Raw genomic sequence first — 22,135 nt, 5'->3', positions numbered from 1 at the left:
ACCAACCCGATGACCGATGACCACTCGACGGACCCCGGGCGGAACGGCGCCGCCCCGGTCGTCCTGGTGCGCTCGGTCCAAGTGGCCTTCGGCGGGCTCCTCGCCCTGCGCGGCATCGACCTCGATGCCGCGCAGGGCGAACGCCTGGCGATCCTCGGCCCGAACGGCGCCGGCAAGACCACACTGTTCAACGTCATCGCCGGAGACATCACCCCCACCGGAGGGTCGGTCGCCATCAAGGGCGTCGACTGCACCCGTCTGCCGTCGCGCCGCCGGCCCCGGCTCGGGGTGGCGCGGACCTACCAGAAGGCGCGGACCTTCGAGGGGCTCACCGTCGCCGACAACATCTACCTCGCCCTGGCCGGTCACCGCCGCCGCCACCGGGTGCCGTGGCGCACCGCGGCCGACCGCGCCCTGCGGGCCGAGGCCGAGGGCGTCGCCGAATCCGTGTGGCTCGGCGACCACATCGAGACCGACGCGGGGGAACTCGCGCACGGGCAGAAGCGACAACTCGAACTGGGGATGGCGATCGCCACCGAACCGGACGTGCTCATGCTCGACGAGCCGGCATCCGGGCTCTCCCGCGGCGAACGCGAGCACCTGGTGGACCTGCTGGAGGCGCTGCCCGAGAAGGTCACGGTGCTGCTGATCGAGCACGACATGGAAGTGGCCTTCCGGATCGCCGACCGAGTGGTCGTCATGGCCGACGGCGAGACGGTGACGGCCGGAACCCCCGAAGCGGTCCGGTCCGACCCCAGAGTGCACGAGATCTATCTCGGATCGGAGGCGGAAACTTCATGACCGAAGCTCCACTGCTCGAGGTCCGCGGCCTGCGGGCCGGATACGGCGCCTCAGTCGTGCTGGAGGACGTGGACCTCCGCATGGGAGTCGAGGCGGTCGGCGTCATCGGACGCAACGGCATGGGCAAGACGACCCTCTGCGATTCGCTGGTCGGATTCCTGCCGCCGTCCGGCGGACGCGTGCTGCTGCACGGCAAGCCGATCGAGGGCCGCACGCCGGAGAAGATCGCCCGCTCCGGCATCGCCTACGTCCCGCAGGGCAGGCGGCTGTTCACCTCGCTCACCGTCGACGAGCACCTGGCGATGCTGAGCAGACGCGGACGGCGCTGGACGGCACCCGACGTCTACAAGCTCTTCCCGCGTCTGGCCGAACGCAAGCGGCACCGCGGCGGCGACCTCTCCGGGGGCGAGCAGCAGATGCTCGCCTTCGGCCGCGCCCTGCTGCTCGACGCCGACCTGATCGTCATGGACGAACCCTCCGAAGGACTCGCCCCCGCGATCGTCGACGTCCTCGTCGACGCCGTGCACCACCTCGTCGACGAAGGCGTCGCCGTCCTGGTCGTGGAGCAGAACCTCCGCGCCGCGGTCAGGATGGCGCCCCGGCAGCTCGTCATGGTCTCCGGCCGCATCGAGGCCGAATTCGCGGGCGACGAACTGCTCGACCGCCCCGACCTGCAACAGCAATACCTGGGCGTGGGCGCAGCGACCGGCGACGACGCCCCGACCGACGCGCAGAAGGCAGGAACGACAGATGCATGACCCGATCAACGTGGCGCTCCTCGGCTCGAAGTTCATGGGCCGGTCCCACTCCAACGCCTGGTCCAAGGTCGCCCGCTTCTTTCCGGACGGACCGGCCCCCGCCATGCGGGCCGTCGCCGCCCGCGACGCCGAGGCCGTGGCGTCCTTCGCCCGCACCTGGGGCTGGGAGCAGGGCTCCACCGACTGGCGGGCAGTGGTCGAGGACGCGGCGGTCGACCTGGTCGACGTCGCCACCCCCAACCACGTCCACGCCGAGCAGGCGATCGCCGCACTCGAAGCGGGCAAGCACGTGGCCTGCGAGAAGCCCCTCGCCGGAACACTCGCCGACGCCGAGGCCATGGCCGAGGCCGCCGAGCGCGCCCCGGGCCGGACCTTCGTCTGGTACTCCTACCGGCGCGTCCCCGCAGTCGCCCTCGCGCACCGACTGGTCGCCTCCGGCGCCCTGGGACGCATCTACCACGTGCGGGCCGCCTACCTCCAAAGCTGGGCCGGGCCGGAAGCGCCGCTGGTGTGGCGCTTCCAAGGCGACATCGCCGGATCCGGCGCGCACGGCGACCTCGGCGCCCACATCATCGACGCCGTCCGCTTCGTCACCGGCGAGGAGATCACCGGCGTCGAAGGCGCGATCGAGCAGACCTTCATCGAGGAGCGCGCTCTCGCCGAAGGCACCGGCGGTGAGATCGCCGGAGCCGGCGCCGGAACCGGCGGTGCGAAGGGCAGAAGCACCGTGGATGACGCGGTCCTGTTCTTGGCCCGGCTCTCCGGCGGGGGCGTCGCCAGTTTCGAGTCCACCCGCCTGGCCACCGGATACCACAACGCCAACCGCTTCGAGATCCACGGCGAGAAGGGCGCCCTCCGGTTCGACTTCGAGCGGATGAACGAGCTCGGCTTCTACAGCAAGGAGGCCGAACCCGCCGTCCAGGGCTGGACCACCATCGACGTCACTCGAGGCGGCGACGGCCACCCCTACGCCGCGGCCTGGTGGCCCGACAGCCACGGCCTCGGCTACGAGCACACCTTCATCAACCAGGCGGCCGACATCCTCGCCGTGCTCGGCGGAAGGGCACCGCAGGTGCCGCTCCCAGACTTCGCCGACGCCCTCCGCACGCAGCGGGTGCTCCACGCGGCGGTCGAGTCGGCACGCCACCGCACACCGATTTCACTCAATGAAGGGAGACCCCGATGAGACAGCCGATATCCACCAGACGCGCCATAGGCGGCGCGGCCACGGCCGCGCTGGCGGGCGCGCTCGTGGCGGCCGGGCCCGGGCCCGTGACCGAGGACGAAGCCGCCGCGCACGAGTCCGGGCCGTTCAAGGCCCTGGTCTACAGTGAGACCGCCGGATTCCGGCACGGCGCCATCCCCGCCGGCATCGCCGCCATCGAAGACCTCGCCGTCGAGAACGGCTTCGAAGTCGACGCGACCGAGGACTCGGCGCAGTTCACCGACGAGAACCTCGCCCAGTACGACGTGGTCGTCTGGCTGAACACCACCGGCGACGTCCTCGACGGCGAGCAGCAGGCCGCCTTCGAGCGCTACATCCAGTCCGGCGGCGGTTACGCCGGCGTCCACGCCGCCAGCGACACCGAGCACGATTGGCCTTGGTACGGCGGCCTGGTCGGTGCCTATTTCGAATCCCACCCGGCCAACCAGACCGCGACCGTCCAGGTCGAGGATTCCGTGCACCCCTCGACGGCGCATCTCGACCCGCAGTGGAGTCGATACGACGAGTGGTACAACTTCGACTCCGACCCGAGCGGCGACGTGCACGTGCTCGCCTCCGTGGACGAGTCCACCTACGACCCGGGCGGCGGGGCCATGGGCGAGTCCCACCCCATCGCCTGGTGCCACGACTACGACGGCGGCCGGTCCTGGTACACCGGCATGGGCCACACCATCGAGTCCTACTCCGATCCGGACTTCCTCCACCACCTGCTCGGTGGCCTGCAGACCGCGTCCGGCGCGCTCGACGCCGACTGCGGCGGCTCCGGGCCGCAGCCCGGCGACTTCGAGAAGGTGCCGCTCGACGAGTCCACGCTCAACCCCATGAAACTCGACATCGCCGACGACGGCCGGGTCTTCTACATCGACCGCGGCGGCGACGTGCGCATCATCCGGCCCGACGGATCCACCGCGACCGCCGGCCACGTCGATGTCTACACCGGACAGGAATTCGGGATGCTCGGGCTCGCGCTCGACCCCGACTTCGCGAGCAACAGTTGGCTGTACCTCTACTATTCGCCGGCCGGCGACCAGCCGATCGACCGACTGTCCCGATTCACCGTGGACGGCGACAGCCTCGACCTCGGCAGCCAGTCCACGCTCCTGGAAGTCGACACCCAGCGCAGCGAGTGCTGCCACTCCGGAGGCGCTCTCGACTTCGACGCCGACGGCAATCTGTACCTGGCGACCGGGGACAACACCAACCCGTTCGGCTCGGACGGCTACACGCCCATCGACGAGCGGCCGGGGAGGGAGTACTTCGACTCCCAGCGCACCTCCGCCAACTCGAACGTCCTGGGCGGCAAGGTCCTGCGGATCCACCCCGCGGACGACGGCGGCTACACGATCCCCTCAGGCAACCTGTTCGAACCCGGCACTCCGAACACGCGTCCCGAGATCTACGCGATGGGCTTCCGCAACCCGTTCTCGATCGGGACCGACCCCGAGACCGGGAAGGTCATGGTCGCCGACTACGGTCCCGACGCCGGAGCCGCCGACCCGAACCGCGGACCGGACGGCCGAGTCGAGTGGAACATCGTCGACGAGCCCGGCTTCTACGGCTGGCCCTACTGCGTCGGCGACAACACGCCGTACGTCGACTACGACTTCGCCACCGGTCAGTCCGGCGGTGAATTCGACTGCGCGAACCCGGTGAACGACTCCCCGAACAACACCGGCGTCACCGACCTCCCTCCCGCGATCGCATCGGAGATGTGGATGGGCAAGTCCTCGACCGGCGTGCCCGAGATCGGCGGCAGCGGCGGACCGACCACCAGCGGGGTCTACCGCTACGACCCCGCGTCCGATCCCAGCCGCGCCTGGCCCGTCGAATTCGACGGCACGGCGATCTACGGGGACTGGAACGACGGCAGGATGTTCGCCGTCCAGCCCGACGCGTCGGTCAGCGACGTCGTCGCGGTCGACCGAATCCTGGAGGACATGGACTTCACCCGTATCCACGAGCTCAAATGGGGCCCGGACGGTGCGCTGTACGTCATCGACTGGGGGACCGGATTCGGCGGCGGCAACGACGACTCGGGCATCTACAGGATCGACCACTACTCGAGCGGCCCCCGCGATCCGATCGCGCAGATCGAGACCGACACCACCTCGGGTCCGGCGCCGCTGACCGTCCAGTTCTCCGGGGCCGGATCGACCGATCCCGAAGGCGGTCCACTGGAGTACTCGTGGGACTTCGACGGCGACGGCACCGCCGACACCACCGGGGTCGAGGCCGAGCACACCTACACCGAAGCTGGCAATCACCTCGCCACGCTGACCGTCACAGCCGAGGACGGCAGGACGGCGCTGTCCGACGTCGAGATCGTCGCGGGCAACACCGCGCCGACGGTGACCATCGAGTTGCCGGTCGAAGGCGGGTTCTTCGACTGGGGCGACACGATCCCGTACCGGGTCACCGTCACCGACCCCGAGGACGGGCAGATCGACTGCCAGAACGTGGTCACCCAGCCCGCGCTCGGCCACGACGAGCACGCCCACGGGTACGAGCAGTACTACGGCTGCGAGGGGTCCTTCCCGCTGCCGGGCGACGAGGGGCACGTCGGGGCGAACATCTTCGGCGTGGTGACCGTCAGCTACACCGACGGCGGCGGAGCGGGCGGCGCGAAGCCGCTGACTACCGAGGAGTCCGTGGTCCTCCACACCAAGCACAAGGAGGCCGAGTACTACACCGGCACCGGGCGCGTGCCCGGCGGCGTCGGCTCCGACGACCCCGGCGTGGCGCTGGAGGCGACCACCGACACCGGCGGCGGCCAGAACCTCGGCTGGGCCACCGACGGCGACTGGTTCGGGTTCGAACCGATGAACCTCTCCGGAATCGACGCGGTCGACCTCCGGGTCGCCTCCGGCACCACCGGCGGGGTCATCGAGATCCGCGCGAACGACCCGGAGGGTCCGCTCGTCGGCTCCGCCGCGGTCGAGGGCACCGGCGGCTGGCAGAACTGGACGACCGTCACCGCCGGGCTCGAGAACGTTCCGGCGGACGGGACGGCGCTGTACTTCGTCGTCCGCAGCCCCTCCGGTGGCACCGACTTCCTGCTGAACGTCAACTGGATGGAGTTCCAGGGCGAGGGCATCGCCGAACCCGGCGGGGACCAGAGCGGCGAACTGCGGTCGACCAGCGCCGGAAGGTGCCTGGACGTGTCGGGCCAGTCGGTCCAGAACGGCGCGGAGGTCCACATCTGGGACTGCCACGGCGGCTCCAACCAACAGTGGACGCACACCGCTTCGGGGGAGCTGACGGTCTACTCCGGCGACTCGCTCAAGTGCCTGGACCTCGAAGGCGGCGGCACCGGAGCCGGTACCGCGGCGACCATCTGGGACTGCGACGGAAGCGCGGACCAGCAGTGGGAGCTCGGCGGCGACGGCACCGTCACCCACGCCGCCACCGGGCTGTGCCTGGACGTCGATGGCGCCGGGACCGACAACGGCACCGCGGCGATCGTGTGGAACTGCCACGGCGGCACCAACCAGCAGTGGAACTTCGGATGACCTCCCCTATGCGAAGGAGCGAACGATGACTCGACCGATCACGCTGTTCACCGGCCAATGGGCCGACCTGCCGTTCGAGGAGGTGTGCCGACTGGCCTCGGGCTGGGGCTACGACGGGCTCGAGATCGCCTGCTGGGGCGACCATCTCGACGTCGTGCGGGCTGCCGATGACGACGCCTACGTCCGGTCCCGGCTCGACCTGCTCGAGAAGCACCACCTGAAGGTGTGGGCGATCTCGAACCACCTGGCCGGGCAGGCGGTCTGCGACGATCCGATCGATGCCCGCCACCAGGCCATCCTCCCCGCCCGGGTGTGGGGCGACGGCGAGCCTGAGGCGGTGCGCGGACGCGCCGCCGAAGAGATGAAGGCGACCGCCCGGGCGGCCAAGCGGCTCGGCGTCGACACCGTCATCGGCTTCACCGGTTCGGCGAACTGGAAGTACGTGGCGATGTTCCCGCCGGTCCCGGCCGAGACGATCGAGGCCGGCTACCGGGACTTCGCCGACCGGTGGAATCCGATCCTCGACGTCTTCGACGAAGAAGGGGTGCGCTTCGCCCACGAAGTCCACCCCTCGGAGATCGCCTACGACTACTGGACCACCGTCGCGACCCTGGAGGCGATCGGGCGCCGCCCGGCGTTCGGCCTCAACTGGGATCCCTCGCACATGGTCTGGCAGGGCATCGATCCGGCCGGATTCCTGTACGACTTCCGGGACCGGATCTACCACGTCGACTGCAAGGACGCCAAGCTCCAGACCAGCGACGGCCGCGCCGGGCGGCTCGGCTCGCACCTGCCGTGGGCCGATCCGCGCCGGGGCTGGGACTTCGTCTCCACCGGGCACGGCGACGTGCCCTGGGAACGGTGCTTCCGGACGCTCAACGCGATCGGCTACGACGGCCCGATCTCGGTGGAGTGGGAGGACGCGGGCATGGACCGCCTGGTCGGCGCCCCCGAGGCGCTGGAGTTCGTCCGCCGCCTCGCGTTCGACCCGCCGGAGGCCGCGTTCGACGCGGCCTTCAGCTCCGACTGACGGAGCACCAGAACGCGGGGAGCCCCGGCCTTGGAACCGGAGCCGGGGCTCCCTGCCCCTGCCAAAGAGGGAGGAACCATGAGAACCGGCGTATGGCTGGTCGGCGCTCGCGGATCGGTGGCGGTGAGCGCGATCGTCGGGGCCCTGTCGGCCCGGACGGCGCCGACCGAGCCGGTCGGCCTCGTCACCGAGCTGCCCGAACTGCGCGGCGCGGACCTGCCCGCCATGTCCGACCTGGTCTTCGGCGGGCACGACCGCGTCACGGCGAGCCTGATGGAGCGCTCGCTCTCGCTGGCTCAGGCGGGAGTCCTGCCGACGGACGTCGTCGAGAAGACCGCCGAAGCGCTGCACGAGACCGAGGCGGACCTGCGTCCGGCGCCGCGCGATCCGATCCAGCACGACCAGGTCCGGCAAGTGGTCGCGGACTTGGAGGACTTCCGGTCGCGGCACGACCTGCGCCGGGTGGTGGTCGTCAACGTCGCCTCCACCGAACCGGCGGCCGCGCCGCTGAGCGCCCACCGCGGCCTGCGCGAACTGGACGCGGCGCTGCGGAAGGGCGCACCGCTGCCGCCGAGCTCGATGTACGCCTACGCGGCCTTCACCGCCGGATGCTCGTATGTGGACTTCACACCCTCGACCGGGGCGCGCCTGCCCGCCCTGGCCGAACTCGCGGTCCGATCGGGCGCGCCGTTCGCGGGCCACGACGGCAAGACCGGCGAGACGCTGCTCAAATCGGTCCTCGCCCCGATGTTCGCGATGCGGAACCTGCGGGTGCGGTCGTGGTCGGGACTCAACCTGCTGGGCGGCGGCGACGGCGCGAACCTGGCCGAGCCGGAGGCCAACGCGGCCAAGACCGCCAGCAAGCAGCGCGTGCTGCGCGAGACCCTGGGATACGAACCCGAAGGACGGACCGGCATCGAATACGTGCCCGACCTAGGCGACCGCAAGACCGCCTGGGACCTGATCACCTTCAGCGGGTTCCTCGGCACGCCCATGCGGATGGAGTTCACCTGGCACGGCTGCGATTCGGCGCTGGCCGCCCCGCTGGTGATCGACCTGGCCCGCCTCACCGCCGCCGCGCACGAGCGCGGCGAGGTCGGCCCGCTGCCGCAGCTGGCGTTCTTCTTCAAGGACCCGATCGGCGACGTCCCGCACGCCCTGGCCGACCAGTGGCGGGCGCTGCTCGAATGGGCGGAGGGACCGAACGATGCGACCGCGTGACCTCATCGAACTGGTGCGTGCCCCGGGCGCGCTGTCGGTGCCGGGCGACGCCGTCGCGGGCGCGGCCGCCGCCGGATGCCTGAACCGGCGCACGGCCGGTATCGCCGCGGCCTCGGTGTGCCTCTACTGGGCGGGCATGGCCGCCAACGACTGGGCCGACCGCGAACTCGACGCCGTCGAGCGGCCGACCCGGCCGATACCCTCCGGCCGGGTCGGCCCCGGGCAGGCGCTGCTCGCCGCAGGCGGCCTGACCGCGACCGGCCTGGCGATCGCCGCCGCGGCGGGCGGACGCCGAGTCCTTCCCACCGCCGCCGCGCTGGCGGCGGCGGTCTGGACCTACGACCTCAAACTCAAGAACACCGCCGCCGGCCCCGCCGGGATGGCGCTGTGCCGGGGCCTGGACGTCCTGCTCGGCGCCGCTCCGGGCCGCGTGCGCCGCGCGCTGCGACCGGCCGCGGTGATGGCCGCGCACACCTGGGCCGTCACCGAACTGTCGCGCCGCGAGACCACCGGGGCCGACCCGGTCCTGCCCGCGGCGACGATGACCGCCACCGCCGGGATCGCCGCCGCCTCGACCGCCCGACCCGAGGCGACGCCGAGAACGTCCGGCGCGGCCTCGGCGCTCCTGGCGGGCCGGTACGCGTTCGACTTCGGCCGGGCCCAGCGCGCCGCAGTGGCCAGGCCCGACGCCGGAACGATCCGCTCGGCGGTCGCGGCGGGCATCACCTCGATGCCGACCCTCCAAGGCGCCCTGGCGTCCCGCAGCGGGCGACCGCTCGTCGGCCTCGCCGTAGCGGCCCTGGCGCCGCTCGGCAGGCGGCTGGCCAAGGCGGTGTCACCCACATGAGCGAGTCGACCGGCCTGCGATTCGGTTACGGCACCAACGGTTTCGCCAACCACCGCCTCACCGACGCGCTCGACGTCGTCGCCGAACTCGGATACGTCGGCGTCGCGCTGACGCTCGACCACGCGCACCTCGACCCGTTCGCGCCGGAACTGGACCGCCGAGTGGAGCAGGTGGCCCGCGAACTGCGGCGACGCCGCCTGGCGGTGGTGGTCGAGACCGGCGCACGCTACCTGCTCGACCCCCGCCGCAAGCACGCCCCCACCCTGGTCGACCCCGAAGGGCACGTGCGCGTGGACTTCCTCAAGCGGGCCGTCGACATCGCCGTCGACCTCGAAGCCGAGGCCGTCTCGTTCTGGTCCGGCCGAACCTCGCCGTCCACCGGCACCTGGGACCGACTCGTCTCCGGCTGCGCGGAAGTGGTCGCGCACGCCGACCGGCGCGAGATGAACCTGGGTTTCGAACCCGAACCGGGCATGGTCGTCGACACGATCGCCCAGTGGCGCCGACTGCGCGACGACCTCGGCGCGCCCCGGCGGTTCGGCCTGACGCTCGACATCGGGCACTGCCGGGCGGTCGAACCGCAGGACGCCGCCGCATGCGTCAGAGCCGCCGGAACCCACCTCGTCAACGTCCAGATCGACGACATGCGCCGCGGCGTGCACGAGCACCTCGAATTCGGGGAGGGCGAGATCGACTTCCCGCCGGTCATGGACGCGCTTCGGGCGGTCGGCTACACCGGACTGGTCGGCGTCGAACTGCCGCGCCACTCGCACGCCGCCCCGGAGGTCGCCGCCCGCTCGCTGAAGCGACTGCGAGCCGCCGAGTGGCTGGGCCGAGCCGCCGAGACCGTCGCGGCCGACCCCGAACGCATCACGGCGATCCTCCCCGCCGTGCGCCGCAACGTCGGCGGGGAAGCGGCGGACGAAGCCCGGATCCGCCTTCTCCGCTCGACACCGCCCCAGATGGCTCCGGACCTCTACCGCCGGGGCGACAACGACGAGAAGCGCGCCGTACTCCAGGCGCTGCACCGCCTCGACGGCACCGGCGCCCACCTCGACCTGCTGCACGACGCCCTGCGCAGCAACGATCCCCGCCTCGTGGCGGCCGCCCTCGGGCCCTACTCCCGGCACCTGGCCGCCCCCGAGTGGCGCCAGGCCGTCCTCAAGGGCGTGTTCATGGGCCTGTCGCCGAGCCTGATGCACGGCATCGAGGAGCGGGCCGACGCGGAACTGGCCCGGATGCTCGAGAGCCTGCGCCGCGAACGCGAAGCCACCGGACGCGGCCTGCCCGACGACGTGACCGACCTGCTGGAAAGGCTGAGCCGATGCGCATCTTCGACCCCCACATCCACATGACCTCGCGCACCACCGACGACTACGAGCGCATGTCGGGCGCCGGAGTCCGGGCCCTGGTGGAACCGGCCTTCTGGCTCGGCCAGCCGCGCACGAGCACCGGATCGTTCATCGACTACTTCGACTCGCTCATCGGCTGGGAGCCGTTCCGCGCCGGCCAGTACGGCATCCGCCACCACTGCGCGATCGCCTTGAACCCCAAGGAGGCGGGCGACCCGCGCTGCCTGGGCGTCCTGGACGAGATCCCGCGCTACCTGGTCAAGGATCGCGTAGTGGCCGTCGGCGAGATCGGCTACGACTCGATGACCCCCGCCGAGGACGAAGCCTTCGCCGCCCAACTGGCCATGGCCGTCGAACACGACCTCCCGGCCCTCGTCCACACCCCGCACCGGGACAAGGTCGAAGGCGTCCGCCGGAGCCTGGAAGTGGTCGGCGAATCCGGGATCGAACCCGGCCGCGTGGTGCTCGACCACCTCAACGAGGTCACCGTCGACCTGGCGGCGGACACCGGCTGCTGGATGGGCTTCTCCATCTACCCCGAGACGAAGATGTCACCCGAGCGGATGGTCGCCCTGCTGCAGCGGTACGGAATCGAACGGATCCTGGTGAACTCGGCCGCCGACTGGGGCCGCTCGGACCCGCTGCTGACCCGCGCCACCGGGGAGGCCATGCTCGCCTCAGGGTTCAGCGACGACGACGTCGACACCGTGCTGTGGCGCAACCCCGTCGAGTTCTACGGCCAGTCGGGGCGGCTGGACCTGGAACCGACCGACGCCGGGGACCACTTCGCCGGGAACTCGATCCTGCGCGGAGGCTCGTGATGCGGCTCCACCACCCCGGCGGGCGGACCATCCACCTCGCCTACTGCACCAACGTCCACCCGGCCGAGGACCTCCCGGGCGTCCTGGCCCAACTCGACCGCTTCGCGCTTCCGGTCCGGGAACGTCTCGGCGCCGCCCGGCTGGGCCTGGGCCTGTGGCTTGCCGCACCGGTCGCCGCCGCCCTGGCCGGGGACCGCGGCCTGCGGACGCGCCTGCGCGGCGAGCTCACCGCCCGCGGGCTCGAGGTGGTCACGCTCAACGGGTTCCCCTACCGGGCCTTCCACGCGCCCGTGGTCAAGCGCCGCGTCTACCGGCCCGACTGGACCTCGCGGTCCCGATTGGAGTACACGCTCGACCTCACCGCCGTTCTGCGCGACCTGCTTCCCGACGACGCCGAGCGCGGATCGATCTCCACCCTGCCCTTCGGTTGGCGCGTGGGGTGGGGCACCCGGCACACCGAACGGGCGCGAACGCTGCTCGGCGAACTGGCCGCCGCGCTCAGGCGCGACGGACGCGTCCGCGTGGCCCTCGAACCCGAACCGGGGTGCGTGGTCGAGACCTCCGACCAGTTGCTGGACGAGCTCGCCGCCGTCGACACCGAGCAGATCGGCGCCTGCCTCGACCTCGCCCACCTCGCCTGCGCGTGGGAGGACCCGGCCGCCGTGGTCGACCGCCTCGATGCGGCCGGAGTCCCGATCGTCAAAGCCCAGGTCTCGGCGGCCCTGGAAGTGTCCGACCCGGTGAACGACGCGGCGGCCCTCGCCGACTACGCCGAGCCGCGATTCCTCCATCAGACCCGCAGTGCCGGCGGCCGCTACTTCGACGACCTGCCCGAAGCGCTGTCCTCGGGCGCACCGGGACCTTGGCGCGTCCATTTCCACGTCCCGCTGCACGCCGACCCGCTGCCGCCGCTGCGGTCCACCACCGAAACCCTCCGCAGAGGACTGTCGGTGCTGATGGGCGAACCGTCCTGCGACCACCTCGAAGTGGAGACCTACACCTGGAACGCCCTGCCCGAGCCGCAGCGCCCCCGCGACGAGGCCGGACTCGTCACCGGCATCGCCGCCGAAGTGGACTACGTCCGCGCACAGCTGCACACGCTAGGAGTGTCATAGATGGACCGCCCCCGACCGCTGGTCGTCCTCGACGTCGTCGGACTCACCCCGCGACTGCTCGAGCACATGCCGCGGCTCCGGCGCGCCTGCCGGCACCGCGCCAGACTCGACACCGTGCTGCCCGCCGTCACCTGCAGCGTCCAGTCCAGCCTCCTGACCGGGACCCTGCCGAGCGAGCACGGCGTCGTCGGGAACGGGTGGTACTTCCGGGAACTGGGGGAACCGCTGCTGTGGCGCCAGCACAACGCCCTGGTCGGCGGGGAGAAGATCTGGGAGCGGGCGAGGCGGTCCCACCCCGGGTACACGGTCGCCAACGTCTGCTGGTGGTACGCGATGGGCGCCGACGTCGACTGGACCATCACCCCGCGGCCGATCTACCGCGCCGACGGCCGCAAGGAACCCGACTGCTACACCTACCCGCCCGAACTCCACGACGAACTGCCGCCGTTCCCGCTGTTCAACTACTGGGGTCCGGGCGCGGGCATCGCCTCCTCGGCGTGGATCGCCGCCGCGACCGTTCACGTGATGGACACCCGCGACCCCGACCTGACCCTCGCCTACCTCCCGCACCTGGACTACGACCTGCAACGCTTCGGTCCCGCCTCCCCGCAGGCCGTCGAAGCCGCCGAAGCGCTCGACCGGGTGCTCGGACCGCTCCTCGACGCGGCCGACGCCCGCGGCGCGACCGTCGTGGCCCTGTCCGAGTACGGCATCGGCGCGGTGAACCGGCCGGTGCACGTCAACCGGATGCTGCGCGAGGCCGGACTGCTGCACGTCCACACCCAGGACGGCATGGAGTACCTGGACCCGTGGACTTCCCGGGCGTTCGCGGTCGCGGACCACCAGGTGGCGCACGTGTACGTGCGCGACCGGGCCGACCTGGCCGAAACGGCGGAGCGGTGCGCGAAGCTGCCGGGAGTCGCCGAAGTGCTGGACGCCGAAGGCAAAGCGCGGTACGGGCTCGACCACCCGCGCTCGGGGGAACTGGTGCTGGTGGCCGCCCCCGACGCCTGGTTCACCTACTACTACTGGCTGGACGCCTCCCGCGCCCCGGACTTCGCCACCCACGTCGAGATCCACCGCAAACCCGGCTTCGACCCCGCCGAGCTGTTCTTCGACCCGGCGGCGCCGACCGCCGCCAAGCTCCGGGCCGTGAAGGCCCTGGCCAAGAAGCGGCTCGGATTCCGGTACCGGATGAACGTGGTCGGACTCGACGCCGGAGCCGAAGCGGTCCGCGGCTCGCACGGGGTGATACCGACCGCCGCGTCGAACGCGCCGGTGCTGCTGTGCTCGGAGCCGCTCCAGGAGAAGCGACTGGCCGCCACCGACGTCAAGGCGCTGCTGCTCCAGATGGCGGGTCTCGGTTCAACCGAGGCATGATCGAGCCGCTGACGATCCGGGCCGTCCGCGCCCGCCTCCGGCGGGGTCCGGCACCGGAGATGCCTCCGTGCTCAGGAAGTTCGGCGGTGTCCTCGACTCCGGTGACAAGAACTTCCCCATCGTCACCCCTGACTCGGATCGGGGTGCCGCGAGAAAACCGGATGCGGAACGCCGTCGCGGTGGTGTGTGATCGGGGGATGTCGATCATATTGGGCGAGCCGGACGTCGGCGGGCTGGGCGCGGCCGAGGACGCGTTGCGGCGGTGGCAGTACAACGGGGCGCCGATGCAGTTGCACCCGGGGGACCTGGGCTGGTACTGGAGGTTCGGCGCGGCGGCGACGGCCCGGGCGGTCCGGACCTGGAGTCGGGACGGGGAGATCCTCGCCGTCGGGCTCCTGGACGGTCCCGGCCTGATTCGGTTGACGACCGCGTCGGACGCCAGGCGCGACGAAGAACTGGGGCGGCGGATGGCCGCCGACATCGTCGATCCGGCTCGCGGGGTCCTGCCCGAGGGCGAGGCCAACGTCGAGGCGCCGCAAGACGCCCTGCTCCAGGAGCTGCTCCGCGAGAACGGCTGGGGCACCGACGAGCCGTGGACGCCGCTGCGCCGCGACCTGGCCGAGCCGGTGGAAGACCCGGGACTGCGCGTCGAGGCGGTCGGTCCGGAGCGGGCGGGCGAGTGGGCCGCCGTGCTGCGGGCGTCGTTCAAGGGCTCGACGTTCGGCGAGGAGCGCTGGCTCGCGATGGCCTCCGGGTCCCCGTTCGCCGACGCCCGGAGCCTGACCGCCTACGACGACCGGGGCGAGGCGGTGGCGGTGGCCACGGTGTGGTCGGCCGGTCCGGGCAGGCCCGGCCTGATCGAGCCGATGGGCGTGCACCAGGACCACCGCGGCCGCGGGTACGGCAAGGCGATCACCATCGCGGCGGTGTCCGCGCTCCGGGAACTGGGATCGTCCAGCGCCCTCGTGTGCACCCCGAGCGCCAACCCCGGCGCCGTCCCCGCCTACGAGTCGGGCGGCTTCCAGGCGCTCCCCGAGGTCCGCGACCGGCGCCGCGACGCCTGACAGAGCCGGCGGGCCCCGATACGCCTGATTCGCGACCAAGCCGGTCGCGATCTGAAATCGATCCGAGGTCTCCTCTTGTAGATCGGTCTACAAGTTGTGTAGATTGATCTCCATCACACAACTGGGAGGTTCCAGTGGCGGCATCGCGAACTCCGGCCGGGTCGGTCACCATCCAGGACGTCGCGCGCGAGGCGGGCGTCTCCCGCGCGGCCGTCTCCAAGGTGATCCGGAACGCCTACGGAGTCAGCCCGGCGATGCGCGAGCGCGTCAACGCCGCGATCAAGAAGCTCGGATACCGCCCGAGCGTGTCGGCCCGCGGCATGCGCGGCGCCACCTACACGCTGGGGATCGAGCTCCCCGAGTTCGCCAACTCGTTCTTCACCAGGCTCATCGCCGGAGCGACCACGGCGGTCGCCGACTCCCCGTACCAGCTGGTCATCGCCCCGGCCGACCAAACTCACCAGGAGGGCTACCGCGCCATCCAGGCGCTGGTGGACCGCCAGGTCGACGGCGTCATCGCGGTCTCGCCGATGGTCGAGTCCGCCTGGCTCGAGGAGATCGCCGCCTCGACCCCGGTCGTGATGCTCGGCCGCCACGACGCGTCGGACCGCTACGACACGGTCGTCAACGACGACGCCGCCGGAGCCCGCCTGGCGATGCGCCACCTGCTCGAACTGGGCCACCGCGACATCGCGCACCTCACCTCCATACCGGAGAAGGCCGTGATCGACCCCGGTGTGCCGCAGGTGATCCGGCTCGAGACGTACCGCGCGGCCATGGAGGAGGCCGGGCTCGGCTCGCGCATGCGCGTCGTCGGCGTCGGAGTCGGGGAGGCGGCGGCCCACCGGGCGGCCCTGGCGATGCTCGGCGACCCCGAACCCCCGACGGCCGTATTCGCCTCGCACGACGAACCGGCCCTGGGCGTGCTCAGAGCCGTCGCCGACGCGGGCCTGACCACCGGAGACGTCTCGGTGGTCGGCTACGACGACATCGAGATCGCCGGCCACCCCGGAATCTCGCTGACCACCGTGAACCAGGACGGCGAGCGCCTGGGCGCACTGGCGGCGCGACTGCTGCTCGAGCGCATCGCGGGACGCACCGAGCCCCGGCACGAGGTCATCGAGCCCGAGCTGGTCGTGCGCTCCAGCACCCGCCCGCCGCGCCCCAGCGCCACCAGCGCCCGGCTCCGCGCGCTCGGCGACCGCTGAACCCACTCGCCAACCGAGACAACCGAATACACGATCCCTCACGAATGAATCGTTCCAATCGGAACGGTCGGGCGTAACCAATGGAGGTCACGACCATGTTCTCGATCCACCGACCCCCCGGCCCGGCGCGCGTCGCCGGAGCGGCCGCCGCCGCGGCCGCGACGCTGGCCCTCACCGCGTGCGGCTCCTCCGGGGGAGACGACGGCACGCTCACCATCCTCGTCGACAACACCGAGGCCACCGTCGACTCGGTCCAAGCGCTGGCCGACGCCTACACCGCCGCCAACCCCGACACCGAGATCGACCTGGAGCTGCGCCCCGGCGGCAGCGAGGGCGACAACATCGTCAAGACCCGGCTCCAGACCGGCGACATGCCCGACCTGTTCTTCTACAACTCCGGCTCGCTCCTCCAGGCCCTCGCCCCCGAGCAGAACCTCGTCGACCTCTCCGGCGAGCCCTTCATGGACGCGGTCGCCGAGACCTTCCAGGAAGGGGTCCGCTCCGACGACCGCGTCTTCGGCGTCCCGGTCGGCAACGCCGTCGGCGGCGGCGTCCTCTACAACCTGCCCGCCTACGAGGACCTGGGCCTGGAGGTCCCGCGCACCTGGGACGAGTTCACGGCCAACAACCAGGCGATCCTCGACGCCGGAGACGCGGCCCCGGTGATCCAGACCTACGGTCCCGACAGCACCTGGACCTCGCAGCTGTTCGTCCTGGCCGACAACTACAACGTGCTCGCGGCTGAGCCCGACTTCGCCGAGCGGTACACCGCCAACGAGGCCCACTACGCCGACACCCCGGCCGCCATGGCCGGTTTCGAGCACCTCCAGGAGGTGAACGAGGCCGGGTTCCTCAACGAGGACTTCGCCTCGGCTAGCTACGCCGACGGCCTCGCCGCACTCGCCTCAGGCGAGGGCGTCCACTACCCGATGCTCACCAACGCCATCACCGAACTGCGGGCCACCGACCCCGACGCCCTGGACGACATCGGGTTCTTCGCCCTGCCCGGCGAGGACCCCGACGACGTGGGCGTCACCACCTGGCTGCCCGGTGCCCTCTACCTGCCGCAGACCACCGACGACCAGGCGGCCGCCGAGGACTTCCTGGCCTTCGCCGCCAGCGTCGAGGGCTGCGACGCCCAGACCGAGGCCGTCGGCGTGACCGGGCCCTACTTCATCGACGGCTGCACGATCCCCGAGGACGTGCCGCCCGGCGTCGCCCAGTTGCAGGAATACTTCGACGCGGGGCTGACCGCCCCGGCGCTGGAGTTCCTGTCGCCGGTCAAGGGCCCGGCGCTCGAGCAGATCACCGTTGAAGTCGGATCCGGCATCCGCTCGGCCGAAGACGCCGCCGCCCTCTACGACGAGGACGTCAAGAAGCAGGCCCAGCAGCTCGGCCTCGAAGGCTGGTAGAAGGCCGATCGACCGTGTCCGGCAGCGCCGCCGGACACGGTCACTCCGGAGGAGATCCCATGACCACCACTGTCCTGCGCCCGCCGCGCACGCGGCGGCGCGACCCCAGGAGCCACTATCCGATGTGGTTCTACCTGCCCGCGGCGGCCGTCTACGGCACGCTATTCGTAGTCCCGACCGTCGCCTCGTTCTACTTCGCCTTCACCCGCTGGTCCATCGCCGGATCGGAGTTCATCGGCCTGGAGAACTTCGTGCTGTTCTTCCAGGAGCCGTACCTGCTCCGGGGCCTGATCAACACCGTCGTCTACGGCGCGCTCACCTCCGGGCTCAAAGTCGTGCTCGGGCTGCTGCTCGGGGTCTACCTGACCTCGCAGATCATCGCCCGCAGCTACCTGCGCTCGGTCGTGTTCTTCCCGGTCCTGGTCAGCACCGTCGGCGTCGGCGTCACCTTCTCGGTGCTCATGGACCCCGCCGAGGGCCTGATCAACCGGGTTCTGGAGGTCCTCGGCGTCGCCGGGCCCGGCTGGCTGACCGATCCGAGCCTCGCGCTGGTGTCGGTGGCCCTGGTCGACGTGTGGAAGGGCGTCGGACTGGCCACGCTCATCTACATCGCCGGGATCGTCGCGATCCCGCAGGAGTACTTCGAGGCTGCCCGCGTCGACGGAGCCACCCGGGTCCAGAACCTGCGGTACGTGATCCTCCCGCTGCTGTGGCCGGCGACGTCCACAGTGATCATCCTGTCGCTGATCGGCGGCCTGCGGTCGTTCGACCTGATCTGGACCATGACGCGCGGCGGCCCCGGCTTCACCTCCGACGTGATCGCCTCGGTGATCTTCAAGCAGTACCAGGCCGGGTTCTGGGGCCTGTCCGCGGCCGGAAACGTGGTGCTGTTCCTGCTGGTCAGCGCCCTCATGGTGCCCCTGTACTGGGGCCTGAGCCGCCGGGAGGTGGAGCGATGAAGCGTCCCGGCGGAATCCTCTCAGGGATCGTCGCCATCGCCGTCTCGGCCGTGGTCTTCCTGGTCCCGTTCGCGTTCATCTTCCTGACCGCCTCCAAGACCCGCGCCGAGTCGGCGCTGCTGGAGTTCTCGCTGCCGACCGAGTGGGCGATCTGGGAGAACCTCGTCGCGGTCGTCGAGGCCCGCGACTACATGCTGCTGACCGCGTTCGTCAACAGCACGATCCTGACCGTAGCGAGCATCGCGATCATGGTCGTGTTCGCCGCCATGGTCGGCTACGTGATGCAGCGCCGGCCCAACCGGTGGACGCCGCTGCTGAACGCGCTGGTGCTGGCCGGGCTGATCATCCCGCCCGCGGTGGTGCCGACCATCTGGGTCCTCCAGCGGCTGGGCCTGTACGCGACGCTCGGCGGACTGATCCTCATCGAGGTCGCCTTCGGACTGTCGTTCTGCGTCCTGCTGTTCCGGGCTTTCGTCGCCACGATTCCCAGAGAGGTCGACGAGGCGGCGATCATCGACGGCGCCGGGCCGGTCCGCCTGTTCTTCCAAGTGGTCCTCCCGCTGCTGCGGTCGGTCATCGTCACCGTCGTCATCGTGCAGGCCGTGGCGGTCTTCAACGACTTCCAGAATCCGCTGTACTTCCTGCCCGGCGACGAGAACGCGACCGTGCAGCTGACCCTCTACAACTTCCGCAGCCAGTTCACCACCCAGTGGAACCTGCTGTTCATGGACATCCTCCTCATCACCGTCCCGCCGCTGATCATGTACGCCTTCTTCAACCGCCAGATCGTCGCCGGACTGACCTCCGGCGCGGTCAAGGGCTGAGCGAACCAGGAGCACCCAATGCAAGCGACCGTCCACGCCGTGCGCGCCGAGTACCGCGCCGACTCCCCGTACGTCGGCACGCCGCGCCCGCGCCTGTCCTGGAAGACCGAGACGACCGCCGCCGACTGGACCCAGACCGCCGCCGACATCGAATGGACCCGCGACGGCGTCAGCGCCCGCGCCCGCGTCGAGGGCCGCGAATCGGCCCTGGTGGCCTGGCCGTTCGAGTCGCTGCGGCCCCGCGAGCAAGGCAGCCTGCGCGTGCGCGTCCACGGCTCCGACGGTGCCGCCTCGGACTGGAGCGAGCCGCTGGAGATCCGGGCCGGATTCCTCGGCGAGGACGAATGGCGCGCCCGCTTCGTCACCGTCCCCGAACCGGCCGACGTCGGGCAGCCGGTCCTGCTGCGCCGCGAGTTCGCGGTGCGCTCCGGACTGGAGTCGGCGACCCTCTACACGGCCGGGCGCGGGCTCTACCGGGTCGAGATCGGCGGCGTCGCCGTCGACGACGAGCGGTTCAAGCCCGGATGGACCGCCTACCAGCACCGCCTCGTCCACGAGACGACCGACGTGACCGCTCTGCTGCGCCAGGGCCGGGCCGCGCTCGGCGCGGCCCTGGCCGGAGGCTGGTACACCGAGCGGTTCGGCTTCCACGGCCAGGCCAAGCCGTTCTACGGCAAGTACCCGAGCTTCGCCGCGCAGCTCGTCCTCGAATACGGCGACGGCACCACCGAAGTGGTAGCCACGGGCGACGGCGCGTGGCGGGCCACCGCGGACGGGCCGGTCACCGCCTCCGGCATCTACGCCGGCGAGTCGTACGACGCCCGCCGCGAACTCCCCGGATGGTCCTCGGCCGGATTCGACGACTCCGGCTGGCTCGACGCCCGGCCCGACCCGGCGCGGGCGATGACGCCGGTCGCGCGCACCGCCCCGCCGGTGCGCGCCACAGAGGAGGTCCCGGTCAAGGAGGTCATCACCACGCCCAGCGGCAGGACCGTGGTCGATTTCGGACAGAACCTGGTCGGCCGCCTCCGCATCCGCGTCTCCGGCCGGGCCGGCGACACGGTCGTCCTGCGACACGCCGAGGTCCTCGAACACGGCGAACTCGGCACCCGTCCGCTGCGCCACGCGAAGGCCGCCGACTCCTACACGCTCGCCGGAGCCGGGACCGAGACCTGGGAGCCCGAGTTCACCTTCCACGGTTTCCGCTACGCCGAGATCCAGGGCTGGCCGGGCCGTTTCGACCCGGCCGACGTCACCGCCGTCGTCCTCGGCTCCGACATGGAGCGCACCGGCTGGTTCGACTCCTCCCACGAGGCGGTCAACCGCCTCCACGAGAACGTCGTCTGGGGCATGCGGGGCAACTTCCTGTCGGTCCCCACCGACTGCCCGCAGCGCGACGAGCGCCTCGGATGGACCGGCGACATCCAGGTCTTCGCGCCCACCGCCGCCTACCTGTTCGACTGCGACGGCTTCCTGGCCTCGTGGCTGGAGGACCTCGCGCTCGAGCAGGCCGAGGACGGGGCGGTCCCGTTCATCGTGCCCAACGTGCTCGAATGGGGCAAGGAACCGGCCGCGGCCTGGGGAGACGCCGCCACCGTCGTCCCCTCGGTCCTGTTCGAGCGGTTCGCCGACCGGGGCGTGCTGGAGCGGCAGTACCCGAGCATGCGTGCCTGGGCCGACCACATCGCGGCCATCGCCGGACCGCGGCGGCTGTGGGAGGGCGGGTTCCAGTTCGGCGACTGGCTCGACCCCGACGCCCCGCCGGACGAGCCAGGCAAAGCGAAGGCCGATCCCGACCTGGTCGCCAGCGCCTATCTTCACCGCTCGGCCGACCTGGTCGCCCGCGCCGCCGGCGAACTGGGCCTGGCCGAGGACGCCGACCGGTACCGGGCCCTGGCCGAGGAGATCCGATCGGCCTGGACGCGCGAGTACCTCACCCCGGCCGGGCGGCTGATGTCGGACGCGCCGACCGCCTACGCCCTGGCGATCATGTTCGAGCTGGTCACCGACCCGGAACTGGTCGCCAATACCGGAGAGCGGCTGGCGGCGCTGGTCCGCGGCGCCGAGCACCGGATCGGCACGGGGTTCGTCGGCACGCCGCTGATCCAGGACGCGCTGGTGCGCTCCGGACACGCCGAGACCGCGCGGCGGTTGCTGCTCCAGACCGAGTGCCCCTCGTGGCTGTATCCGGTCTCCATGGGCGCCACGACCATCTGGGAGCGGTGGGACTCCATGCTCGCCGACGGCACGATCAACCCGGGGGAGATGACCTCGTTCAACCACTACGCCTTCGGCGCCATCGCCGACTGGCTCCACCGCACGGTGGCCGGGCTCGCCCCGTTGGAGCCGGGCTACCGGCGGATCGCGGTCGCGCCGGTCCCGCTGGCCGGGTTCGACTGGGCCGCAACGGAGCACGAGACGCCGTACGGCCGAGCGTCGGTGCGCTGGGAGGCGCGCGACGGCCGCGTCACCGTGCGCGCGACCGTGCCTCCCAACACGACCGCGCTGGTCACCCTCCCAGGGGCCGACCCGGTCGAGGCCGGAAGCGGCGAACACGTCTGGACCATCGAGGATCCCCGTCGAGCCGAGTCTGAGGACTGAGGACGGGG

General features: G+C 71.4%; 17 protein-coding genes. All 17 read left to right on the top strand.

Annotation, left to right across the window (positions count from 1 at the left end; translation table 11 throughout):
* The first annotated feature begins 9 nt into the window (after positions 1 to 9).
* On the top strand, positions 10 to 801 hold the full coding sequence (locus tag JFB92_RS08775) for an ABC transporter ATP-binding protein (RefSeq protein WP_199037115.1): 792 nt from the start codon (positions 10 to 12) through the stop codon (positions 799 to 801).
* Entirely contained in the window at positions 798 to 1,559 is a 762-nt protein-coding gene (locus JFB92_RS08770; RefSeq protein ID WP_199037113.1) for an ABC transporter ATP-binding protein, read from the top strand. Before JFB92_RS08775 ends, JFB92_RS08770 begins: the two co-directional genes overlap by 4 nt.
* Positions 1,552 to 2,745 (top strand): Gfo/Idh/MocA family protein, encoded by a 1,194-nt coding sequence (locus JFB92_RS08765; RefSeq protein ID WP_199037110.1) that lies wholly within the window; start codon positions 1,552 to 1,554, stop codon positions 2,743 to 2,745. Before JFB92_RS08770 ends, JFB92_RS08765 begins: the two co-directional genes overlap by 8 nt.
* The gene (locus JFB92_RS08760) at positions 2,742 to 6,293 is read left to right on the top strand and encodes a ThuA domain-containing protein (protein ID WP_199037108.1); all 3,552 of its coding nucleotides are present in this window, start codon (positions 2,742 to 2,744) and stop codon (positions 6,291 to 6,293) included. The genes JFB92_RS08765 and JFB92_RS08760 overlap by 4 nt, the downstream gene beginning before the upstream one ends.
* Before the next feature lie 25 nt (positions 6,294 to 6,318).
* Positions 6,319 to 7,323: a sugar phosphate isomerase/epimerase family protein gene (locus tag JFB92_RS08755; protein ID WP_199037106.1), complete on the top strand. Its 1,005-nt coding sequence runs from the start codon at positions 6,319 to 6,321 to the stop codon at positions 7,321 to 7,323.
* A gap of 78 nt (positions 7,324 to 7,401) precedes the next feature.
* Positions 7,402 to 8,544 carry an inositol-3-phosphate synthase gene (locus JFB92_RS08750; RefSeq protein WP_199037104.1) on the top strand — a complete coding sequence of 381 codons (1,143 nt, stop codon included), beginning with the start codon at positions 7,402 to 7,404 and terminating at the stop codon, positions 8,542 to 8,544.
* Positions 8,531 to 9,391, top strand: coding sequence for an SCO3242 family prenyltransferase (locus JFB92_RS08745; RefSeq protein ID WP_199037103.1), 861 nt, complete (start codon positions 8,531 to 8,533; stop codon positions 9,389 to 9,391). The genes JFB92_RS08750 and JFB92_RS08745 overlap by 14 nt, the downstream gene beginning before the upstream one ends.
* Complete coding sequence (locus JFB92_RS08740; RefSeq protein WP_199037101.1) at positions 9,388 to 10,746, top strand: TIM barrel protein; 1,359 nt, start codon at positions 9,388 to 9,390, stop codon at positions 10,744 to 10,746. The genes JFB92_RS08745 and JFB92_RS08740 overlap by 4 nt, the downstream gene beginning before the upstream one ends.
* The gene (locus tag JFB92_RS08735; RefSeq protein WP_199037099.1) at positions 10,716 to 11,564 is read left to right on the top strand and encodes a TatD family hydrolase; all 849 of its coding nucleotides are present in this window, start codon (positions 10,716 to 10,718) and stop codon (positions 11,562 to 11,564) included. The genes JFB92_RS08740 and JFB92_RS08735 overlap by 31 nt, the downstream gene beginning before the upstream one ends.
* Positions 11,564 to 12,679, top strand: coding sequence for a metabolite traffic protein EboE (eboE, locus tag JFB92_RS08730; protein ID WP_199037097.1), 1,116 nt, complete (start codon positions 11,564 to 11,566; stop codon positions 12,677 to 12,679). The genes JFB92_RS08735 and eboE overlap by 1 nt, the downstream gene beginning before the upstream one ends.
* Positions 12,680 to 14,059, top strand: coding sequence for an alkaline phosphatase family protein (locus JFB92_RS08725; RefSeq protein WP_199037095.1), 1,380 nt, complete (start codon positions 12,680 to 12,682; stop codon positions 14,057 to 14,059). It begins immediately after the preceding gene.
* A 197-nt stretch (positions 14,060 to 14,256) separates the two neighbouring features.
* Positions 14,257 to 15,123, top strand: a complete 867-nt coding sequence (locus JFB92_RS08720; protein ID WP_199037093.1) for a GNAT family N-acetyltransferase — start codon at positions 14,257 to 14,259, stop codon at positions 15,121 to 15,123.
* Positions 15,124 to 15,257: 134 nt separating this feature from the next.
* Positions 15,258 to 16,331: a LacI family DNA-binding transcriptional regulator gene (locus tag JFB92_RS08715; RefSeq protein ID WP_199037091.1), complete on the top strand. Its 1,074-nt coding sequence runs from the start codon at positions 15,258 to 15,260 to the stop codon at positions 16,329 to 16,331.
* 80 nt (positions 16,332 to 16,411) lie between these two features.
* Positions 16,412 to 17,743: an ABC transporter substrate-binding protein gene (locus JFB92_RS08710; RefSeq protein ID WP_199037089.1), complete on the top strand. Its 1,332-nt coding sequence runs from the start codon at positions 16,412 to 16,414 to the stop codon at positions 17,741 to 17,743.
* Positions 17,744 to 17,802: 59 nt separating this feature from the next.
* Positions 17,803 to 18,702, top strand: a complete 900-nt coding sequence (locus JFB92_RS08705) for a carbohydrate ABC transporter permease (protein WP_199037087.1) — start codon at positions 17,803 to 17,805, stop codon at positions 18,700 to 18,702.
* Positions 18,699 to 19,526, top strand: a complete 828-nt coding sequence (locus JFB92_RS08700) for a carbohydrate ABC transporter permease (protein ID WP_199037085.1) — start codon at positions 18,699 to 18,701, stop codon at positions 19,524 to 19,526. The genes JFB92_RS08705 and JFB92_RS08700 overlap by 4 nt, the downstream gene beginning before the upstream one ends.
* Positions 19,527 to 19,544: 18 nt before the next feature.
* Positions 19,545 to 22,127 (top strand): family 78 glycoside hydrolase catalytic domain, encoded by a 2,583-nt coding sequence (locus JFB92_RS08695; RefSeq protein WP_199037083.1) that lies wholly within the window; start codon positions 19,545 to 19,547, stop codon positions 22,125 to 22,127.
* Positions 22,128 to 22,135 lie beyond the last annotated feature (8 nt).

Source organism: Glycomyces salinus, from assembly GCF_016428645.1.
GTDB classification, from domain to species: domain Bacteria; phylum Actinomycetota; class Actinomycetes; order Mycobacteriales; family Micromonosporaceae; genus Glycomyces; species Glycomyces salinus.
The sequence above is the reverse complement of the archived record's forward strand: the minus strand, read 5'-3'. Positions and strand labels throughout refer to the sequence as shown.